The organism is Rummeliibacillus pycnus (genome assembly GCF_002884495.1).
Classification (GTDB): Bacteria; Bacillota; Bacilli; order Bacillales_A; family Planococcaceae; genus Rummeliibacillus; species Rummeliibacillus pycnus.
The window spans coordinates 1,509,538-1,531,545 of record NZ_KZ614145.1 but is presented as its reverse complement, the minus strand read 5'-3'; the positions used below and the strand labels follow the sequence as shown (position 1 = coordinate 1,531,545).

Annotated in this window: 22 protein-coding genes; 19 read left to right on the top strand and 3 right to left on the bottom strand. The window is 32.6% G+C overall.

The annotated features are described in order from the left end of the window. Nucleotides 1-37 precede the first annotated feature (37 nt). The 3 genes from CEF14_RS07540 to CEF14_RS07530 form a co-directional block, all read right to left on the bottom strand. Nucleotides 38-844 (bottom strand): transporter substrate-binding domain-containing protein, encoded by an 807-nt coding sequence (locus CEF14_RS07540; RefSeq protein WP_102692289.1) that lies wholly within the window; start codon nucleotides 842-844, stop codon nucleotides 38-40. A 266-nt stretch (nucleotides 845-1,110) separates the two neighbouring features. Then, on the bottom strand, nucleotides 1,111-1,386 hold the full coding sequence (locus tag CEF14_RS07535) for a hypothetical protein (RefSeq protein ID WP_102692288.1): 276 nt from the start codon (nucleotides 1,384-1,386) through the stop codon (nucleotides 1,111-1,113). Between the two features lie 183 nt (nucleotides 1,387-1,569). Then, nucleotides 1,570-2,157: an NAD(P)H-dependent oxidoreductase gene (locus CEF14_RS07530; RefSeq protein WP_102692287.1), complete on the bottom strand. Its 588-nt coding sequence runs from the start codon at nucleotides 2,155-2,157 to the stop codon at nucleotides 1,570-1,572. 91 nt (nucleotides 2,158-2,248) lie between these two features. Here CEF14_RS07530 and CEF14_RS07525 point away from each other — a divergent pair, with 91 nt between their 5' ends. The 19 genes from CEF14_RS07525 to CEF14_RS07435 all read left to right on the top strand — a co-directional run bounded on the left by CEF14_RS07525 (nucleotide 2,249) and on the right by CEF14_RS07435 (nucleotide 21,933). Next, the gene (locus CEF14_RS07525) at nucleotides 2,249-2,710 is read left to right on the top strand and encodes a MarR family winged helix-turn-helix transcriptional regulator (protein WP_322788381.1); all 462 of its coding nucleotides are present in this window, start codon (nucleotides 2,249-2,251) and stop codon (nucleotides 2,708-2,710) included. Between the two features lie 96 nt (nucleotides 2,711-2,806). Then, nucleotides 2,807-3,079, top strand: a complete 273-nt coding sequence (locus CEF14_RS07520) for a hypothetical protein (RefSeq protein ID WP_102692286.1) — start codon at nucleotides 2,807-2,809, stop codon at nucleotides 3,077-3,079. Further along, nucleotides 3,069-3,464, top strand: a complete 396-nt coding sequence (locus CEF14_RS07515; RefSeq protein WP_245890099.1) for a pepsin/retropepsin-like aspartic protease family protein — start codon at nucleotides 3,069-3,071, stop codon at nucleotides 3,462-3,464. Before CEF14_RS07520 ends, CEF14_RS07515 begins: the two co-directional genes overlap by 11 nt. A gap of 454 nt (nucleotides 3,465-3,918) precedes the next feature. Beyond that, entirely contained in the window at nucleotides 3,919-5,013 is a 1,095-nt protein-coding gene (locus CEF14_RS07510; protein WP_245890097.1) for a sensor histidine kinase, read from the top strand. 406 nt (nucleotides 5,014-5,419) lie between these two features. Then, complete coding sequence (locus tag CEF14_RS07505) at nucleotides 5,420-8,617, top strand: BTAD domain-containing putative transcriptional regulator (protein WP_102692283.1); 3,198 nt, start codon at nucleotides 5,420-5,422, stop codon at nucleotides 8,615-8,617. Nucleotides 8,618-8,729: 112 nt separating this feature from the next. Continuing rightward, on the top strand, nucleotides 8,730-9,944 hold the full coding sequence (locus CEF14_RS07500) for a substrate-binding domain-containing protein (RefSeq protein WP_102692282.1): 1,215 nt from the start codon (nucleotides 8,730-8,732) through the stop codon (nucleotides 9,942-9,944). Between the two features lie 254 nt (nucleotides 9,945-10,198). Beyond that, on the top strand, nucleotides 10,199-10,972 hold the full coding sequence (locus tag CEF14_RS07495; protein WP_102692281.1) for an ABC transporter ATP-binding protein: 774 nt from the start codon (nucleotides 10,199-10,201) through the stop codon (nucleotides 10,970-10,972). After that, entirely contained in the window at nucleotides 10,950-11,657 is a 708-nt protein-coding gene (locus CEF14_RS07490) for an ABC transporter ATP-binding protein (protein ID WP_102692280.1), read from the top strand. The genes CEF14_RS07495 and CEF14_RS07490 overlap by 23 nt, the downstream gene beginning before the upstream one ends. 12 nt (nucleotides 11,658-11,669) lie before the next feature. Then, nucleotides 11,670-12,536 carry a branched-chain amino acid ABC transporter permease gene (locus CEF14_RS07485; protein WP_102692279.1) on the top strand — a complete coding sequence of 289 codons (867 nt, stop codon included), beginning with the start codon at nucleotides 11,670-11,672 and terminating at the stop codon, nucleotides 12,534-12,536. A gap of 2 nt (nucleotides 12,537-12,538) precedes the next feature. Further along, nucleotides 12,539-13,570: a branched-chain amino acid ABC transporter permease gene (locus CEF14_RS07480; RefSeq protein WP_102692278.1), complete on the top strand. Its 1,032-nt coding sequence runs from the start codon at nucleotides 12,539-12,541 to the stop codon at nucleotides 13,568-13,570. Beyond that, complete coding sequence (locus CEF14_RS07475; RefSeq protein WP_102692277.1) at nucleotides 13,567-14,592, top strand: 3-oxoacyl-ACP synthase; 1,026 nt, start codon at nucleotides 13,567-13,569, stop codon at nucleotides 14,590-14,592. Before CEF14_RS07480 ends, CEF14_RS07475 begins: the two co-directional genes overlap by 4 nt. After that, nucleotides 14,592-15,479, top strand: coding sequence for an intracellular short-chain-length polyhydroxyalkanoate depolymerase (gene phaZ / locus CEF14_RS07470; protein ID WP_102694326.1), 888 nt, complete (start codon nucleotides 14,592-14,594; stop codon nucleotides 15,477-15,479). The genes CEF14_RS07475 and phaZ overlap by 1 nt, the downstream gene beginning before the upstream one ends. 13 nt (nucleotides 15,480-15,492) lie before the next feature. Then, complete coding sequence (gene fabG, locus CEF14_RS07465; protein WP_102692276.1) at nucleotides 15,493-16,233, top strand: 3-oxoacyl-ACP reductase FabG; 741 nt, start codon at nucleotides 15,493-15,495, stop codon at nucleotides 16,231-16,233. 11 nt (nucleotides 16,234-16,244) lie between these two features. Then, nucleotides 16,245-17,729, top strand: coding sequence for a class I adenylate-forming enzyme family protein (locus tag CEF14_RS07460; protein ID WP_102692275.1), 1,485 nt, complete (start codon nucleotides 16,245-16,247; stop codon nucleotides 17,727-17,729). A 345-nt stretch (nucleotides 17,730-18,074) separates the two neighbouring features. Next, nucleotides 18,075-18,668, top strand: coding sequence for a sigma-70 family RNA polymerase sigma factor (locus CEF14_RS07455; protein WP_102692274.1), 594 nt, complete (start codon nucleotides 18,075-18,077; stop codon nucleotides 18,666-18,668). Nucleotides 18,669-18,691: 23 nt separating this feature from the next. Beyond that, nucleotides 18,692-18,955, top strand: a complete 264-nt coding sequence (locus tag CEF14_RS07450) for a helix-turn-helix domain-containing protein (protein WP_102692273.1) — start codon at nucleotides 18,692-18,694, stop codon at nucleotides 18,953-18,955. A 4-nt stretch (nucleotides 18,956-18,959) separates the two neighbouring features. Next, nucleotides 18,960-19,109 carry a YvrJ family protein gene (locus tag CEF14_RS07445; RefSeq protein WP_102692272.1) on the top strand — a complete coding sequence of 50 codons (150 nt, stop codon included), beginning with the start codon at nucleotides 18,960-18,962 and terminating at the stop codon, nucleotides 19,107-19,109. A 210-nt stretch (nucleotides 19,110-19,319) separates the two neighbouring features. Further along, complete coding sequence (locus CEF14_RS07440; RefSeq protein ID WP_102692271.1) at nucleotides 19,320-20,390, top strand: WG repeat-containing protein; 1,071 nt, start codon at nucleotides 19,320-19,322, stop codon at nucleotides 20,388-20,390. Nucleotides 20,391-20,610: 220 nt separating this feature from the next. Further along, a complete protein-coding gene (locus CEF14_RS07435; RefSeq protein ID WP_102692270.1) occupies nucleotides 20,611-21,933 on the top strand; it encodes a right-handed parallel beta-helix repeat-containing protein in 1,323 nt (440 codons plus the stop codon). The last annotated feature ends 75 nt before the right edge of the window (nucleotides 21,934-22,008 follow it).

Genomic DNA, 22,008 nt, shown 5'->3' with positions numbered 1-22,008 from the left:
TGACTTTAGAGATTGCAAGAATAGCAATCTCTATTAATTATTTGTTCATAATATCTTTATTGAAGTATTTTTCTGAGATTTTTGAGAAAGTGCCATCATCGAGTCTTTTTTGAATAATTTCATTTAATTTTTCGCGGAACTCATTTTCATTTTTGTTAAGGATAAGCGCTATATCTGTAGAACTTACTTTCCCATCAACAATTCGTAAATTTGCATCTGGATGTTCCTTTAAATACGTAAGGAAAGTTACTTCATCATGGATGGTACCATCAGCGCGATTTTGAGTTACTAAGTCAAGAGATTGTGTTAAATTTTCATTTGGAACAATTTCAGCGCCTAATTTCTTTGCATCTTGTGCGAAGTTAGAAGTAACGGTTTGAGCACTTTTCTTTCCTTTATAGTCCTTAAGAGATTTAATTTTTGTATTATCTTTTCTTACTGCTAACACTGCATTTGAAACCATATATGGAATCGTATAATCATATTTTTGTTTTCGTTCATCCGTAATGGAGATATTATTGATGACAAAATCATATTTGTTTGTATCTAGACCCGCTATTAGTGAATCCCATTTTGTTTCAACATAGTTTGGTTTAACATCTAAATCCTTGGCAATTTGATCTGCAATTTCAAATTCGAATCCGGTTAATTTACCTTTTGAATCATGATAACTAAACGGTGGAAATGTTCCTTCTAGACCAATGTTAATAACACCATCTTTTTGAATTTGTTCTAATTTGTTTAATTTCTGGCCATTAGCAGCACTGTCTTCAGCACTTTTACCACAAGCCGATAATGAAGCTAATACAACTAGTAAAATAATAGCAGTAAAAAATTTTTTCATAACTAATCCCCCTATATAATTCTTAGTTATCCTATTAGGATTGTAAATATAATAAACTTTTAGAAACTAAAAAACAATCAATATTTTCCGAAAATTATAAAATAAATTTAAATAGTATCGTTTATAGAGAAAAATTAGACATAAAAGAATGGAATTGTAAAAGAAATGGTAAGTATAGAATTTTTATTAATCATTTAGAAATAAAAAAAGCCACTCAATGAATGAGTGACCTGTTAAAGTTAGGTAGCAATCAGCTTTGAAATATACTAATATACTAAAACTATAAAGCCGATAAATAAAATCCAAAGCATAGGTATTAAGTTAATCATTATAGCAATATGCTTTTTACGTAATCGTAAAATCCAACTAATAATAGAACAAACAACTACCGCAATCGGATACAGTCCAATCACTGAGACAAATGCAATGTTGTAAAAGTTAAAACCTGCATCGAAACTCAAAAACGACATGCCGAAAATGACAATCCAAGGAACGATACAAATCGCATATAAGGTTTGACTAATGATTAGAAACGGTTTCATCCCATTCTCCTTTTTATTTTATGGTAAACAATTGTTTCACCTATAGATGAAAATGATGATCACATGGAACAGCGAAAGTATTCAAGGTGTAGCTAGGCTCTGTTCCAATTAACCTTGAACTATTTTAACAATCTAAGCATGAGTGAATCTTTCTATTTTGTTTGAGGCCTGATTTCTTTTTCATTAATCTTTTATAGTTTTAAAATAACGATATACTTTTGCTAATTTTCGTGTTTGGTGTCCTTTTTTACTTTCCATATTCCCAAATTCAAAAAATTTTACATTTTTAATTCCTACAAAACCAAAGACAGCTTTTTTCATTAGAATTTTATGGGCATTATTCAACCAAATAAGTGGATATTTTGTGGGGCCTTTCATAGTTGATACACATACTACAGACTTTCCTTTCAAAAGACCATCAGGTAAAAGTCCTTTTTTATCTCGGTAAGCAAAGTTGGAGGCAAATAATCGATCAATATATCCTAAAAGCATAGCAGGGGGCCGTCCCCACCATATAGGATAGATAAAAATCAACTTGTCAGCCCAAGTAATTTGCCGCCTATACATCTCCAAGTCAGGATCTAGGTACATATCCCTTCTACGCTTTTGTTCATTAAATTCTAAAATCGGATTAAAATTCTCTGCATATAAATCTAACACTTTTACTTCTTGGATAATCGGATTTTCGTTGCAACCTTTGATGATTTTTTGTAAGAATGAATGATTTAAACTGTTGTGATTAGGGTAAGTGTAGATAATTAAAGTTTTCATAACATCCCCCTTGATACTTATCATTTGATAACTAAATGGTACTACTTATAAAATTTATTTGTCAAATGATAATTGTTTTTTGATAACTATTTTGATATCTTATCAAAAAGGGGTGAGAATTATTAATAAGAACGAATTATTTAACAAAGTAATAGTATTTACAACATCAGTACATCGAGTAACGCATGACTTAACATACAATATCAAATCTCATTCACTTACTACGCTTCAATACAAAATTCTTGAGTATATAAAGGTAAGTCAACCGGTAACCCTTAGCGATATTAGCGAATGTCAGCATATTTCTATGCCAAATACAAGCAGAGAAATAAAGAAATTAAAGGAAAAGAACTTAATTAAAAAGATAAGTATTTCTGAAGATCGAAGAAAACAATCTATTTATCTTTCAGAAGAAGGGGAAGCTATGATGGATGAGGCATTCGAAATCATAAAGTCTCGATTTCTTGATAGAATACAAAATACTTCTGAAAAGGATTTAGAAGAGATTAGACAAGCTTTAGAAATTCTTCAAAAAAAATTGTTTCATCCATAAAAAATACATGTGTCCAAAATTTTAAGGTTCGAAATTATTAAGGTAGCAAAATTTTTGATAGAATAGAAAAAAAGAATAATCCTTGGAGGTATGCTTATGAAGTGGATGGAAGTTTGTGAACATTACCCCGATCGAATTGTTCTAGTAGAGGCGTTAGAGTCAACATCAATAAATAACATCAGAACAATTGAAGATATGTCCATTATAGCTGAATTTAATGAAGATCTTGAGGCTTGGCATGAGTATAAGAAGTTGCATAAAAATAGTCCCGATAGAGAGCTTTATATTTTTCATACTTCGAAAGAAAAAGCTGAAGTGAAAGAACATTTTTTGTTAGGATTAGAAATTGTGTATGATCATGCGTATTGAAAATGGGTTGCCAATCGCTACTGTTGAATTAGCCTATTGTGGTAATAGAATACTACTTTCTAATGTTCTTATTGATACAGGCTGTACTGTTACAATTTTTGATACAGATTTAATGGCTGAAATCGGTGTAATCATTGATTTTGTAAACGGAATTCCTACAGCTATGTATGGTGTTGGTGGGAAGGGAGAAATCTGCAACCAGCAGAAAGTAAATAATTTGAGGATTGACGATCAGTTATTAGATGATTTTGACATACAACTTGGTATGGTCCACGATATGTATGGATTTGATGGAATCATTGGCATAGATTTTATGATTCATACCGGAATTAGTTTGGATTTTTATACTTTAAAAACTACGTATTCTAGCAATACAAGTTTCTAAGATGAAAATAAAATAACTTCATTAAAAGTTGTAGTGTACAATTTCGGGTTTGTATATTACAGCTTTTTTATATCGTTATTTCTGAGAATTCTTCAATCAAATGATTAAATAAATATTAATAAGATTAAAATCTACCATAAATTTAAGTTTAAATGTTTTTTATAAAACAAAAATATATTTATGAAATTGATTTGGATAATTAAGAATAATTCGGAATATTTATAAAAAGGATAAATTCAAGGTTTTACCTATCATTATAGATAATGCTATGGTAAAAATAGAGTATGCATCAAACTTTAGGAAGGAAGCTACAATTTTGTTTGAAATATTACTCATAAACTTTTTGTTTTTACTTATACCTTTTATAGGTTATTTTGCATTTTTCGATGAAAATGATTACCCTCATTTTAATATAATCTTTTCTGTTATGGCTACAATTTCTGTAATTTTTTGTATGTCATTTCCGATTCATTTACATAACGGTTTTATCTTTGATTTACGATATATATCTTTTGTTATCATTGCTCTTTATTGGGGATTTAAAAATGCACTGATCCCTTATTTTGCACTCAATGTATTTCGAGTAATCATTGGTGGAAATGGAATGATACAATCATTTCTTTTTTCAACAGTTATTTTAGTAGCTGCCTCATTATGCAGTAGCAAGTTTCTTTCTTTAGATATTAAGTATCGTATTCCATTTGCGGGAATGGTGTCCCTTTTAACAATGGTTTTTTATCTATTGACACTAAGCTTCCAAATACCATTAAATCATGAATTTTGGGTTCTAGCTATTAATGCTACTGGAACACATTTCTTTATGATGATCATCATGGTTAGTATGATTGAGCGTCTGATCGCTAATATGAGAGCACACAAATTAATTATGCAATCAGATCGTTTCCAGATAATAAGTGAATTATCAGCAAGTGTAGCACATGAAATAAGGAATCCACTTACCGCAACTCATGGCTTTCTACAATTATTAAGTCAATCAAAGGCAATTCCATCAAAAGAAAAAAGTTACGTTCATTACTCGTTACAAGAGTTAATACGCGCTGAAAAAATTGTTAGTGATTTCCTTACTTTTTCTAAGCCTCAATATGAAAATATGGCAGATTCTGATTTAAAAGTAGAAACAGAGTATGCCAAAAATATTTTGATACCATATGCAAATATGCATAAAGTAGACATAAAAATTAATTTTCATAATTCTCTACATAAAAGTTTCGATAAAAGTCAGATTCAACAATGTTTCATAAACTTATATAAAAATGGTATAGAGGCAATGAAAGAAAAGGGCGGAACACTAGTAATTGAAGTATCTGAACAAAAGAAAAATATTGTGGTAAAAATAAAAGATTCAGGTATTGGAATGACTGAAGAGCAAATTTCTACATTAGGCAAGCCATACTATTCAACAAAGAAGCAAGGGACTGGACTTGGAATGGTAATGGTTTATAATGCAATCCATAAGGCAGGGGGAACTATAGAAGTAGAAAGTAAAAAAGGAAGAGGGACTACATTTATCATTGTATTTCCTGTTTAAATCATATTTATATCTTCTTTTTGAAAAGAAAAAAGTTAGCAGTTTAACTCGATAACCGAAAAGCGATTACGATTGTCATTAAGGCAAAATCGTAATTGCTTTTTTGTTTATTATTCAATTGTAACTTTTGCTAAATCATTTTATATAGGGTGGAATTCGAATAATTTTACATTTTTTTATTTCAACTAAAGGTGTGTGCTATTGGTACCCATTGGGGGCTTAATGGAAAAACAGCTGAGCTTCTTTATATAGTTCTACTCGTTTTTCTTGAAGAACATGTTCTTCTAATTAAATAAATATATGAATATTATTAGAGTAAGGATTAATATAAATTTTTCATTAAAGTATAATTTTATACTTATATGTTAAAATATCACTTACATAGGAATGTGAAGGGTGGGGCGATATGGAAGACAATCTATTGTTATCTAAACTTATTCCGCCAGAGCCTGCTATACATTACATGCGACGATCTAAAGTAACGAAAAAATTAGCAAATAGCCATCAAGCTAAGCTCACTGTATTGCATAGTGGAGCAGGGTTTGGGAAAAGTTCAGCATTAGCACAGTTTTTAGCAGATCAAGATATTGATTTTTCATGGTATCAAGTGACGGAAGATGATGATGATATTTTGCCTTTTTTACGTCACATGTTTTATAGTGTAAGGCGCGTTTATCCTACTTTTGGGGAGAATATGGATGGATGGGATCAGTTATCAATGTTCCCAAAAGTCGAGGAGTTAAACAAAATTTTTACTTTGTTTGTAAATGCTTTTTGCCAGATAAAAGAACCTTTTTTTGTAGTCCTAGATGATTATTATCTTGTAGAGCATATTTTTCATATCCATTACATCATGGAAAAGTTAATTATGCATATCCCATCAAATGTTCATCTAATCATTTCAACGAGAACGTACCCTTCTTTTGGATGTATACGAAATCTTCGTCTTAAGTCTCAATTAGTTGAATGTATGGAAGAGGATTTTGTTTTCTCAGCAGATGAAATACAAGTTTTCTTTGAAGATTATTTTGACCGTCCCATTACAGAAGAACAAGTGCAGAGTATTCTCCATATTACCGAAGGATGGGCAATTGCTATATTATTTCTTGCAACTCAAACAATTGATTTGATGAAATCAATAGAAAAATTACAAAGTCCTTCTACAAATGACTTTTTTCATTATTTATCAGACGAAGTGTTTGAATCTCTGGATGATATTGAAAAGGATGCAATTATGAAATTTAGTATATTCGAAACATTTTCCACTGAAATAATCGAATCATTTTATGGTGAAACTTTTTCAAACCTCCTTCAAAATCTTGTGCATAAACATGTCTTCATCCAACCACTAAGTGGGCATTCAGAATTTCGATATCATGTATTATTTAAGAGATTTTTAGAAGTCAAAATGATGGAACAGAAAATTGAGGAGTATATGGCATTACATTTAAAAGCTGCTAAGTATTTTGCTCAAAAGAAAAATGCGATTCAATCTGTTTTTCATGCGATGAAAACGAAAGATGAAGATTTGATTGCTTCTATCTTAATCTGTTTTGCCAAACAATTTATTGAGGAAGGGAAATTTGATTGGTTTATAGAGCGGGTTCGAGAATTATCTGAAGTATCAATGAGAAAACATTTTAAACTTTACTATTTTGAAGGAGAGTGCCAACGTTTTCGAGCTCAATATGAAAAAGCGAAAAAAGCTTATGAAATATGTATTATGCTTGCTGAAGAATCCAAAGCTTATGATGTGATGTTTAAAGCAAAGGTTGGTATTGCACATATATATTTAGATACGATTCAACCAGCACTTGCAGAAAATTATTTACAAGAAGCTCTAGATTTAGTAGAAAGATTATACCTAGATGATATAGATCTTCAGTTTTTTCAGAAGCAATATGCCGAAAACTTAGTGAACCTCGGGAAGCCATTTGAAGCTGAAAAATGGGTTTTGGATGTGGGGCTATCAAAAGAAATACTGATCCAAGGAAATTTAGATGTAAGAATATTATTACGACAAGGCAAAATTCATCAAGCAAAAAACCTCCTAGAGAATCGATTGAATACAAGTAGTTTAGTTTCAGATGCTTACCGTGAAACAGATGTATTATATGCGTTTATTTTAATATTGCAAGGAGAAAATGATTTAGCGTTAGAAATAGCTAATAAAAGTATCGTAAAAAATATGAATACACATGCACAATATATATTAGCCGTTGCACATCTTCGAAAAGGACACTCTTTGCTTGTTCTAAACCCCTCTAGTATAGCTGAAGCGGAGCAATGTTATTATAAGACCATTGAAATTATGGATAATATTCAAGTAAATCGTGCAAAAGCTGAATCCTATATGGGGTTAGCCATTGTAAAAAGTAGGCAGCATCAACTGGATCAAGCTATTAAGTATGCACAATTAGGATTAAAAGAAACTGAAAGAGTACATGATCACTGGGTCTCAGCCTTGCTTTACGTATCACTATCAATTATTTATATGGAACATGAAATTTATAAAGAAGCAAAAGAATCACTTGAAAATGCTTATCGTAAATTTGAAATGGCAAATGACACATTTGGATTGATGATTGTGCATTTTTGGCTGGCTTATATTGCCTTTATTCAAAAAGACGATAAGGTATTTGTTTCAAAGTTTAAACACTGTCTATCTACAATATTAGAGAAAAACTATCACTTTTTTATTCGAAAAAAACATCTTTTTGGACCATCGGAGAGTATTTTATGGTGGAAAATGATGCGAAAATGGACGGCTTTACAAAAAGAATTGCATCCGTACGTTTCAAGTATTTGTACGTTACTAGAAGTGGATATTGAACAACCTGTTCCAATGTACTCTTATAAAATTCAATTATTTGGAAATATGATTGTGTATAGAGATGGTGAAGAAATTGTAGAAAAATCTTGGCAAAGGGAAAAGGCGAAAGAAATATTAATCTATCTCTATATAAATCAAGCAAGATTTGTATCTAAGGAAGAGTTGATGAATGCTTTATGGCCAGAAGCAACAGAAGCAACAAGTTTAAGAGATTTTAAAGTCGCATATAATGCCTTATTAAAAGTGCTTGAGCCAAGTCGTCAACCACGTACAGAAAGTGCCTATGTCATTCGAAAACACTCAATGTACAAATTAATGACAAATCATTGTATAACAAGTGATTTAGAATTATTTAAAAAATTTATAACAAATGGTTTACAGGAAAAGAACCCACTTCTTTCGAATGAGTGGCTATTAAGATGTATAGAATTATATAAAGGAGAAATCATAGGGGATAAGCTCCAATTAGAATGGCTCCAAGATCTTCGAACAGATATTAAGAATCTTTATATGCAAGCAATTGAACGATTGGCACAGAATTTTATTCGATTAAAAGATTTTAAGCAAACGATTTATTGGGCTGAGCAACTATTAAAACAAGATGAAACTTGGGAAGAAGCTTATCGACTGATTATGTATGGCTATTATCAATTGCAGAATAGGGCACAGGCAGTAAAATGGTTTGAAAAATGTGAGAAAGTCTTAAAGCAAGAATTGAATATTGAACCGATGGAAACAACCATTCAGATGTTTGACATGATTTTAAGGTGACCTAGCGTGAAAACGTTAGGTCTTTTTTGTAACTAATTTGTAACTAACAGAAGTTATGATTCAACTACACAGCAAGAATGTAAGCGCTTTAAAAATAAGAGGGGGTAAATAAATGAAAAAGTGGTTGCTCTTTTTAGCAGTTGCAGTAATGTTTTTACTTGCCGCATGTGGAAGTGACAAAAAATCCAGTGATTCTGCTTCTAATGAGAAAGAAGGAGGAACAATCAAAGTTGGGGTATTGGCCTCTTTAACAGGAGCATTGGAATCGTATGGTAGACAGACCAAACAGGGTTTTGAACTTGGCCTTGATTATGCAACAGATGGCAAGATGGAAGTTGCTGGGAAGAAAATCAAAGTGGTGTGGGAAGATACGGAAACCAAGCCTGAAGTTGCAGTTCAAAAAGCAACAAAATTACTCGAAAATGACAAAGTAGATTTCTTAGTTGGATCATCTAGCAGTGGAGATACATTAGCGGTCCTTCCACTAGCAGAAGAATACGAGAAAATTATGGTTGTGGAGCCAGCGGTAGCGGATAGTATTACAGGATCGGAGTTCAATCCATTTATATTCCGTACAGCAAGAAATTCATCACAGGACGCTTATGCTGCTGCAGCAGCAATTGCGAAAAAAGGAACAAAAATTGCTACATTTGCACCAGATTATGCTTTTGGTTGGGATGGAGTAAAGGCTTTTAAAACAGCTGCTGAAAAATTAGGTGCAAAAGTAGTTTTAGAAGAGTATGCTGATCCAGCTGCAACGGATTTTACTTCCAATCTACAAAAAATAATCAAAGCAAAACCTGATTATCTATTTGTTGTGTGGGCAGGTGCAAATTCTCCTTGGAATCAAATTGCAGATCTTAAATTAACAGAAAAGGGCATTAAAATTTCAACAGGTGCACCAGATATTACTGCTCTTAAATTGATGAAACCACTAGTTGGTATGGAAGGATTCTCTGTGTATTACCACACTCTTCCAAATAACAAAGTAAATGATTGGTTAGTAGAAGAACATAAAAAAAGATTTAATAATACAGTACCTGATTTATTTACACCTGGTGGATTTTCAGCTGCTGTAGCAATTGTAGAAGCATTAAAGAAATCTGAAGGAGATGCGGATGGTAATAAACTTATACCATTAATGGAAGGGATGTCATTCGAAACACCTAAAGGCACCATGACATTCCGAAAAGAAGATCATCAAGCATTACAAACAATGTATTCTATCAAATTAGAAACAAAAAAAGGTGTCGACTACCCTGTACCAGTATTAATTCGAGAACTAACACCAGATGAGACTGCACCACCGATACTCAATAAAAAATAAAATAGAACTATATTTAAAGTTCAAAACAATGTCATGATTTTGACTCAATAATAAGTGAACAAACTTTCTATTCTATTCAAACGAATGCAGAAGTTTTCTGAATGTATTAATAAGATTGGAGGTGAATACCTTTTTCGTAAATTAAAGATAAATTATTGAGAGCTAGAGCTATAGACCAAATCAAAGGTCTAGCTCTCTTCAAATCTTTTTGCTTAAAGAAGATTTGAAGAGAGCGAGACAAGGGAGGAATGACAGTGGAACCCATTATTCGAACAGAAAATTTAAGTATTCAGTTTGGTGGACATCTAGCTGTAGATAGTGTGGATTTTGAAATGCCAGCAAATCATTTTAAATCGATAATTGGACCAAATGGGGCAGGGAAGACAACTTTTTTCAATCTGTTAAGTGGGGAATTGAAGCCAACAAAAGGTGAAATCTTTTTACGAGGAAATTCCTTAGCAAATGAGTCTCCTATCGACAGAACGCGAAAAGGACTTGGACGTTCCTTTCAAATTACCAATGTCTTTCCTAATTTAACGGTCTTTGAAAATGTTCGTCTTGCTGTTCAGTCTCGTGAAAGAATTCGATTCAATTTTTTCAAAAATTATTTGAAATACAAGGAGATTAATAACGAAACCATCAACATATTAGACCAAATGTTACTTGGTAATAAAGTAAATGTCAATGCTAGTCAACTTTCACATGGCGAAAAGCGAAAACTAGAAATTGCGATGTTGTTAGCCTTAAAAACTGAAATCTTACTACTAGATGAGCCGACTGCGGGAATGTCTTTAGAAGAAGTCCCAGCTATTTTAGATGTCATTCGATCCATTAAAGAAAAGGGAGACAAAACTATTCTATTAATTGAACATAAAATGGATATGATATTAGATTTATCAGATTCAATTATGGTGCTATTTAATGGAAAGCTTTTAGCAGACGGCACACCCTCAGAAATTATGAACAATAAAATCGTTCAAGAAGCCTATTTAGGAGGACTTTATGATGAACAGCTTATTGAAACTTGAGCAATTGCAAACACATATAGGTCAGTATCATATTTTGCAAGGAATTGATTTTGAAGCAAAAGAAGGTGAAGTATCCGTTTTACTTGGAAGAAATGGAGCGGGTAAAACGACTACTCTAAAAACAATAATGGGTTTAACACCTGCCTCGCATGGAAGTGTTCAATTTGAAGACAAAAACATCACAAAAGAAAAAACATACGAGATTGCAAATTTAGGAATTGGCTATGTTCCAGAAGATCAAGGGATTTTTAGTGAACTTACAGTAGAAGAGAATATGAAAGTTGCGATGAGAAGAGAAACCAATGAAATTTATGAAAAGCAAGCATACGTACTCGAATTGTTTCCAGATCTTGAAAAATTTTGGAAAAAAGCTGGGGGACACTTATCAGGCGGTCAAAAGCAAATGCTAGCTATGGCAAGGGCATTTGTAAATGATAGCAAGCTTTTGTTAATTGATGAACCTTCCAAGGGGTTAGCACCTATTGTAGTCGAAAAGGTAATGGAAGCAATCATCGAAATGAAAAAGAAGACAACGATTATTCTTGTAGAGCAGAATTTTATCATGGCTAGTCGTATTGGAGATACCTACACATTAATAGATGATGGCAAGACCGTTCATTCAGGGCTTATGACTGATTTAATAGGAGATGAGGAATTGAAACGGAAATACTTAGGAATTGGTTAGGAGGAACCAAGTATGGATTTATTTTTTAATTTATTAATAAATGGTTTGGCCACCGGAATGCTCATCTTTTTACTAGCAGCAGGATTAACATTAATTTTTGGATTAATGGATGTTCTTAATTTTGCACATGGCGGATTGTTTGTTTGGGGTGCCTATGCAGGCATATTCGTATATGCATGGTCTGGAAGTTTTACTGTAGGAATTCTTGGTGCAATACTCACTGGCCTTGTATTCGGATGGATTACTGAGAAACTTATAATTACACCGGTTTATGGAAATCATGTTCAACAAATCTTAATTACGCTAGGTTATATGCTTGTGCTTTCTGAATTCATAAAAGTTACATTTGGTCCAAATGGTATTCCTGTTGAAGTACCTCCAGCTTTAGCGGGTAGTTGGGAATTAGGTGATGTTATTGTTATTAAATATCGAATATTTATAATTCTGATTGGGTTTGTTATTTTCGGAATATTCCAATATACATTAAAAAGAACAAAAGTTGGTTTAATCGTAAGAGCTGGTGTTATGAATAAAGAGATGGTCCAAGTGTTAGGCATTAATATCAAACGAGTTTTTTTATTCGTATTTATGACAGGATCAGCTCTAGCGGCTTTGGGGGGCGTATTAATGGCACCTTACTCAGGTGTTATTTATTCAGAAATGGGAATGGAATATGCTATTTTGGGTTTTATCGTTGTAGTAATAGGAGGAATGGGGAGTTTCTCTGGCTCATTAATGGCAGCGATTTTGGTAGGACTTGCCGGTAGTTTTATGGCGTATTATGTGCCGTATTTGTCACTCGCAGTCAATATGATTTTGATGGCGATTGTCCTAATCTTCCGTCCACAGGGCTTATTCTCGAATGCGAAGGAGGGTTAATCATGAAACAGGGAAAATTCTATTCTCTTAAAAATATAATTTTATTGATAATTGTAATTGTTCTTATCCTTTTTCCTTATATTGTGGATTCAAGAACATTAACCATCTTGATGACCCAAATATTTGTCTTTAGTATATTGGCTATAAGTTATGATATTTTACTTGGCTACACTGGAATTGTGTCATTTGGTCATGCAATGTTTTTTGGAATGGGAGCCTATTCAACAGCAATTATGCTTAGTAAATATGATCACACGATGACGATTTTTCTTGTTTCGATACTAGTCGGAATGCTATTTGCTGGAATAGTTAGTTTTTTGGTGGGGCTACTGACTTTACGCTTAAAAAGCCATTTCTTTGCAATGCTAACTTTAGCTATCTCAGGATTATTCTTGGTAGTGGCTGAAAAATGGCGTACTGTCACAAAAGGAAATGATGGTTTTACATTTAGAGCACCAGATGCATTTCGAGACCGTATTTTCTTTTACTTCTTTGTTTTAGCTTGTCTCGTTGTGATATTTCTCTTGCTTCGAAGATTCGTCTCATCGCCACTTGGAAAAGTACTCATCGCTGTTCGAGAAAACGAGCAACGAACTAGATCATTAGGTTTTAAAACCCTGTACTACAAAGTCTTTGCTTCGATAGTAGCAGGCGTAATCGCTAGTTTATCTGGTTCTCTTTATGCGATGTCCCTCCGCTTTGTCAATACAAGCGTAATGTCCATGGATATAACATTAGATGCGCTACTAATGACTATTATTGGAGGTGTTGGTACTTTAGTTGGTCCAATCATTGGAAGTTTTGTGATTGAAATCGCACAACATTATTTATCAGGACTTGCAAAAGACTATCCAATTTTTGAACGATGGATCATATTCTTTGGATTACTTTATATCCTTGCAGTTATCTTCTTTCCAAGAGGTATTGTAGGTTCTATTTATTCGAAATATTTGATTTGGAAGTCAAAAAAAGTAACGTCCAAGCAACAATCACCAACTATTCCAATAGCAAATGATAAGGAGCGATTCGATTGAATGTAGGAATCGTTAGTACCGGAATCTATTTACCTAACAAACGGATGACAGCTCAAGAGATTAGTGATCTATCAAAAATTCCAATTGATATAGTGCAGAAGAAACTAGGAATTATCGAAAAGTCGATCGCAGGGACAGAAGATCATACAGTGCAAATGGCAATCTGGGCTGCAAAAAGAGCATTGCAAAAAGCCAATATATCTCCACGAGAAATTGATGTCATTATATATATAGGTGAGGAGCATAAGGAATATCCACTATGGACAGCGTCGATAAAAATCCAAGAAGAAATTGGGGCATTGGGAGCCTGGGCTTTTGATGTACAGCTTAGATGCGGAACGACTGTTTTGGCGATGAAACTGGCAAAAAGTTTGATGATTGCAGATAACAATATTCATACCGTTTTGCTAGCTGGTGGTTATCGAAATCATGATTTCATAGATTATACAAATGACCGTACGCGTTTCATGTATAACTTAGGTGCTGGCGGTGGAGCAATAATTATGCAAAAGGGTGCAAAGGAAAATATTGTATTGGAATGTGATCTAATTACCGATGGATCATTTTCAGAAGATGTCGTTGTACCAGTAGGTGGTACAAAGCAACCATTAACGTCTGAGTTATTGCGTTCGGGTGCATATCGATTAGATGTAATAGATCCAGAAGGTATGAAAGCACGTCTTGAACAAAAATCATTAAGTAACTTTCTAAAAGTGATTCGTCAATCTTTAGCGAAAAGTGGCTATGACGAATCAAAATTATCCTACCTTGCAATGCTTCACATGAAAAAGTCAGCGCATGATTATGTCCTTCATTCGCTAGGATTAACTGAATCGCAATCCATCTACCTCTCACATTACGGTCATATTGGTCAGATTGACCAAATCTTATCACTTGAACTCGCTTTAGAAGCTGGCAAGGTGAAAAATGGTGATATTGTTACGCTTGTTAGCGCTGGAATTGGTTATGCATGGGGAGCAGTTACAATTCATTGGGGAAAACAAGAGGAGGCAATTATATGATGAATCAACAAGAGGTAGTAAATAAAGTTCAATTATCAAATGGTGAAACACTTGCATATCGTGAAAGAGTAGGTGGCGATGAACTTCTCATTCTCGTACATGGTAATATGACTTCATCACAACATTGGGATGTATTGATGAATGCATTAGATGGAAAATTTACTATTTTAGCACCCGATCTAAGAGGATTCGGGCAATCTTCTTATAATAATCGGGTATCGCATATTCGTGACTTTAGTGATGATTTAAAGTTATGGGTAGACACTTTAGGGTTAAAAGATTTTACGTTAATGGGCTGGTCGACTGGAGGTGCGGTTGCAATGCAATTTTGTGCAGATTATCCTGATTTATGTAACAAACTCATTTTATTAGCGTCAGCGTCTACAAGAGGTTACGCATTTTATGACTTGAATACAGATGGTACATCCAAAAAAAGACTTCTTACTTTAGAAGAAATAGAAAAAGATGTAACCAAAACATTGGCTGTGCAAAATTTATATGATTCAAAAAATCGAGAAGGTTTAAAATTATTATGGAATACACTAATTTACACACATAATCAACCAACAGAAGAGCAATATGAGGCTTATATTGATGATATGCTGACGCAAAAAAATCTTGCGGATGTCTATCATGTGTTGAATACATTTAATATTAGTAACGTAGACAACGAAGTTAGCATTGGTCAAAACGAAGTAGCAAAAATTCAAATACCCACACTAATATTATATGGTGAACGTGATTATGTTGTAGCAGAAAGCATGACGAAAGAGATTATTGATGATTTTGAGGGGCGAGCAAAAGTTGTAAAACTATTGGATTGTGGCCATTCACCATTAATTGATGATCTTCCACAATTAGTGGAAGCAGTTGAACAATTTATTTAAAGGGGTGTTTTAGATGAGATTGGGAAATAAGGTAGCCCTCATTACAGGGGGAGCAAGTGGAATAGGCTTAGCAGCAGTAAAACGATTTGCACAAGAAGGGGCAACTGTTATTATTGCGGATTATAATCTCGAAGCTGGAAATAAAATTCAAGCTGAACTACTTGAAAAATACAATCATATTTCTTTTTACCAAATGAATGTAGCGGATAGAGAGTGTGTCAATAACGTCATTTCTAATGTTCTTAATGAATATAAGAAGATTGATATTTTAGTAAATAATGCAGGTATTACGAATGATGCCATGCTAACAAAAATGACATCGGAGCAATTCGATCAAGTAATCAATGTCAATTTAAAAGGAGTGTTCAATTGTACCCAAGCAGTTATACCTTCAATGATAGCTCAAGGCTATGGAAAAATTATAAATACTTCTTCAGTTAGCGGTGTCTATGGAAATGTAGGTCAGACCAATTATGCTGCCACAAAAGCTGCAATTATCGGGATGACCAAAACTTGGGCAAAAGAACTTGGTAGAAAAGGAATCAATGTCAATGCTGTAGCACCCGGTTTTACTAGAACATCAATGGTAGAGAAAATGCCTGAAAAAGTATTAGAAAAAATGGAATCCATTGTTACATTGCAACGTTTAGGTGTTCCAGAAGATATTGCAAATGCTTATCTATTTTTAGCCTCAGATGAAGCAAGTTATATTACAGGTCATGTATTACAAGTGGATGGTGGAATCATGATGTAAGGGGGTAAGTCATGCATATTGAGCAATCCTGGATATTAAAAAGGGCTTCCATTACTCCCGGAAAAACATCGATGATCGATATGGCAACTGCAAGAAGCTGGAACTATGAGCAATTGGCAGATGAGGTAAAGAAATGGGCAACTTTTCTAAAAAATAAGGGATTACAAAAAGGAGACAGGGTTGCGGTTATTTCTGAAAATAGGATAGATCTTTTCGCTATTCTTTTTGCATGTGGGATAGGGGGATATGTTTATGTTCCTCTAAACTGGCGTTTAAGTAAGCAGGAAATTAGTTATATTTTGCAAGATTGTAGGCCCTCATTACTTTTATATGAAGAGCAATTGATCACACTTTTAGAGAACAATTTAAATATGAAAATATATCCAATTACAACAGATCTTGAACAGACAGTAGATCATCATCTTCCAACGGTTGACTGGAATGCAAATGATGTATGGCTGTTGATTTACACTGGCGGAACCACTGGTAAACCGAAAGGAGTGGTTTTATCTTACGATGCAGTAAACTGGAATGCGCTTAATACCATAATTAGTTGGAATCTGGGAAGTGACGATTGCACATTAAATTATATGCCCTTATTTCATACTGGGGGAATAAATGCCTTATCGATTCCGATTTTAATGGCTGGTGGGACAGTTGTGATTGGAAGAAAATTTAACGCTCATGAAGCGATTCAAGCACTGAATACTTATCAAACAACCATTTCCTTATTTGTTCCTACAATGTATCAAGCTATGATAGAAACAGAAACTTTCAAAAATTCTTCTTTCCCTACAATTAAAGTTTTTTTGTCTGGAGGAGCACCATGCCCAATCACGGTTCATGAGGCCTTCTTAAAGAAAGGGTTGAGATTTAAACAAGGCTATGGTTTAACGGAAGCGGGTCCAAATAATTTTATTATTCAACCAGAAGAAGCGGTCAAAAAACCAGGTTCTGTAGGGAAATGTATGCAATTTAATCAGATTAAGATTGTAGCTACAAGTGGACGAGAATGTAATTATGGTGAGGTAGGGGAACTCTATATTAAAGGAAAGCATTTGTTCAGTGGATATTGGAATAATCCAGATGAAACAACGAAATCGATTGTGAATGGATGGCTTCGTACAGGAGATTTAGCAAAAATGGACTCAGATGGAGATTTTTTTATCGTTGGGCGTGTAAAAGAAATGATTATCACGGGTGGAGAAAATGTCTATCCTCAAGAAGTAGAACAATGCATCATCACGCATCCTAAAGTGAAAGAAGTAGCAGTATTGGGGCTGCCAGATCCTCATTGGGGAGAACTCGTGACTGCATATATTGTAGCTGAGGATGGATTTAAAAATGTAGAAGAAATTCAAGCGTTATGTAGGGATTATCTTGGTGGATATAAAATTCCTCGACGTATATATTTCGTATTAGAGTTACCTAAAACCCATGTTGGGAAAATTGATAAAAAGAAACTTCAAGAATTTCAAGACGAAGAGACCTCGTAGAGATACGAGGTTTTTTTGTTTATATTAGTTTCAAAAGTCCAAAATCGTTGCTATTTCTAGATTTATACAAACAACAATAAATTAAAGTGAAAATATTTTTAATAAATTTGCATGTTTTTGAAAAAAACTACTAAAATATTATTAAAACAAGTTTTGAAAATTTTGTTAAAGGTTGTTATTTTTATTCCATAATCTTCTTTTATTTAATAAAAATACAAAAATAATTAACAAAGTAATACAAATGAATTATAGTTGTTTAATTTAATTATTTTATGATATTAGGAAAATATATTCATTTTATCGAATTATTAGAATTAATGAGGTTTTAAAAAGGGGGTAAAGTTGGTGCTTGAAAAAGATTGTAGTAAATTTCGAGATTTCATTCAAAATAATGCAGAGTTTTTGAATAATCCTGTGATTAAAGACTTTTTATACAATAAGGAGAATTATCAATTGTTAAAACAATCCATTTGCCATCCAACTTTTCAGAATAAGGAAATGCTAGATCAAGCGTTTCGAGGGTTTTACTTTAATATTCGATTTACAGCGTATGTGTCTTCCACCCTTTATTTTCACGCAATTAATTTAGATAAAAAAATTAGTAGAATGAATTATTGTTTTCCAGTGACACTGGATCAACCAATAAAAGAAGACTCAGAAGTGACACTTAAAGAATTTGCTGTTTATCACGAAGATTTTGAATTAAAGTCAGATAACATTTTAGACTATATAACAGATGCAAATATATTTAAGGCAGTACAAAGCTTAACAGCAAATCAAAGAAATATCTTATATCTAGTTTATATAAAGGGATGGACAGATTCAGAAGTTGGGGTTTATTTGAAAAAGTCACAGCAAGCGGTTTCAAAGTCTCGAAACAAAGCTATAAAGAAAATTAGAAGTGACTTAAAGTTATCTTCAGAAGATTGTATTCTTTAATCTTATAAAGAAGGGGGATTTTAATGGTTGAAACTTTATATCAGTTAACAATTGATTCAAAAAATGACACTGAAGCAATTGAAAAAGTATTAAAAGCTTTCAAACCCAAAATAAAAAAAACCCTACAGCAAACAAACTTTCAAAATAGAGCTGATTTAGAACAAGAACTCCAACTCAAATTAGTAAATATCATAAAGATGTATGATATAGAACAAATCGATGGATTTTGGGGATTTTACGAAAGAGAAAATAATCGTATTAAACAATCATTCAAAGAGATGAGGTGAGATAATGACGCCAACAGAATTTCCACTTTGGGTAAGTTTACTGGGTAATTTTGGATTCCCTATTGCGATAACTATTTATCTATTTCTTCGTTTTGAAAAGAAGTTTGAGAAATTGGAAGATGTGATTATGGAATCAACAAAAAATAAAGAGTGAAATACTACTATGATTGTTTCAAATAACACTCAGAGGGAGATAAAATAACTCCTCTCTGAGTGTTATGCTTTTAGATTTGTTATAAATAATAACTTCATTTCAAATAGGATAGGTAGAATTATGAGGAGTTTTAAGTGCACAAAACAAATTTATTAGACTTATATTATTACATTATTTGTATTATATTAAAAAGAATAGGAGGGGATATTTTTGAAACTGCTTGGGAAATTTATAGTTATTTTTTTTCTAATATTATCAATTATAAGTTGTGATGTAACTTCAGCAAATGCATTCACATTAACGGAAAGTAAGATTTATTCTGTAGATGAATATGATTGTGTAGTACAACCATTTGGCTCAAAACTTGTAGCTGTGAAAGTAAATGGAAAATGGGGCTTTATGGATTCGAAAGGAAATATGGCAATTAAAGCAATTTTTGAAGAAGCACATAATTTTACTGAAGGATTAGCACCTGTTTTAAATAATGGAAAATGGGGCTATATAAATACAAATGGTGACTTTCTAGTTAGTGCGCAATACGATGAAGTAGCTCCATCATTTCACGATGGATATGTGCAAGTAGCAAAAAAAGGGAAATGGGGTATTATTGATAAAAATGGGAAAGTTGTCATCCCGTTAAAATATCAAGAAGTAAATTCGGTAGGTGAAGGTTTAACAGCTGTTAAAATTGGTAAACAATATGGCTTTGTCAATAGTAAGAATAAATTAGTTATTCCAGCAAAATTCGAGCAAGCGTACATGTTCCAAAATGGCTTAGCACCTGTAAAAAATAAAGGGAAATGGGGTTACATTAATAAGTCTGGTAAACTGGTTATTCCGTATACATATATCGACGCAGAAAGTTTTGTAGATCACTTTGCAAGAGTGGTTATTCAAAAAGGAACTACTTATTATTATGGTGTGATTAATACAAAAGGGAAAAAAATTCTTGAAACAAAATATTATCAGGTTTTAGCTTTAAATGAAGGGATAGCACCTTATGTATATACAAATGAACAGAATCATATTTCCATGGGGTATATTTCATTGAAAACAAGAAAAACCCTTTTTAAGCTAAAAAATTTAATTGAAGAGTTTTCTGAAGGCTATGCATTTGGCGGCATATACAGTGGTAGATTAATTGACGCAGTATACGACAAAAGAGGTGCAGTTACACTTTTAAAAAATAAATATTACAAAGTATCTCCATTCAATAACGGATATTCGATTGCTACTGTGAATTTTGAAGAAACGTCCTTTCGGATAATTCATAAAAAATAAGGGGAATATGGAAATTGTTCAGAATTTGTTTAGAATGATAAATTAAAATTGTTAAGTAATTATTTGTAATTTTTTAAGGAATTATGTACTTTATTAAGAGTAAAATTATTTAATCAAGCGAACAAAATCAAACTAATTTCATATAAATTAATGAAATATAATGATTGTATTTTCCGTTTAAGTAGAAATAACTATCTTGTGTTTTCTAAGGAAGGTTATAATGCAAAAAATAAAAAATTTTATTACCTGTAAAAGATATGGATTATTTGAAGATGTTTTTAAAAAGGCCATGTTATTGAGTGTTTTATTATTCTTGTTTAGTTATCCTGAAGCAAGTGCTGATAGTCCTAGTTCTAAATTGTTCTATGTATCAGAAAATGGAGATGATTCAAACTTAGGAACAATTAATGCACCTTGGAGAACGATACAGAAAGCGGCTAATAGTCTAAAAGCTGGTGAAACGGTATATGTTCGTGAAGGAATCTATTCAGAGTTTGTAAAAATTAACAACTCCGGAACAAAAGAAGCAGGGGATATTACGTTTAAAGCATATCCAGGTGAAAATCCAATACTTGATGCTGGAAAAATGGCAGGAGATAGTGGAAATAGTACATTTTTTGATGTGAAAAATTCAAACTATATTGTAATCAATGGTTTTGAAATGAGGAATATTACGACAAATGATCCAAATCAGTATCCTGTAGCTATTCTTGTACGAGAAGGTAGTAGTAATATAAAGATACTAAATAATAATATTCATGATATATCAAATTATTCAATAAATGGAAATGCACATGGAATCCAATTTTATGGGGATTCTTCTAATTCAATTCATGATATTACAATTCAAAATAATGAAATTCATCATTTAACTTTAGGTAGCAGTGAAGCATTAACGCTAAGCGGTAATATTGAAGGATTCCTTATTAACCAAAATAAAATTCATCATAATAACAATATCGGGATTGACGTAGCGGGCTTTTATAAAGCTTGCAATGATGATTGTATCGATCAAGCGAGAAATGGAACCATCTCAAATAACATAGTTTATCATAATACTTCTGAAAAGAATCCGGCTTATAAGGGAAGTTTTGCTGCTGGAGGAATTTATGCAGACGGCGCTACTAACATTTTGATAAAAAATAACTTTGTATACAAAAATGATTTTGGAATTGAATTGGCCAGTGAAAATCAGGGAAAAACAACAAGTAATATAACAGTTGAAAAAAATAAGATTATTAACAATAATGGTGCTGGAATTATAATGGGAGGGTCATCTGTATCTAATGGAGGAGCTTATAAAAATATTATTAATGAAAATGAATTCACACTAAATGATCGATTATCTCAAGGGTATGGAGAAATAACCCTCCAACAACACGTCACTGAGAATCAGTTTTTGAACAATAAATTTTATATTAATAAAACAACAAATCTTATCCAGACAATAAACAAAAAAGAAAAAAGCAATACAATTAAAAATAACAAAGTTTATTTTAAGATATTTACTATGCCAGAGTTTAAACCAAACATTAATTCTTAAATTTGTATGATGGATATGTGTGATTTCACTTAACTATATCCATCATAACTGTTAATAGAAACAATTTTATGTGGA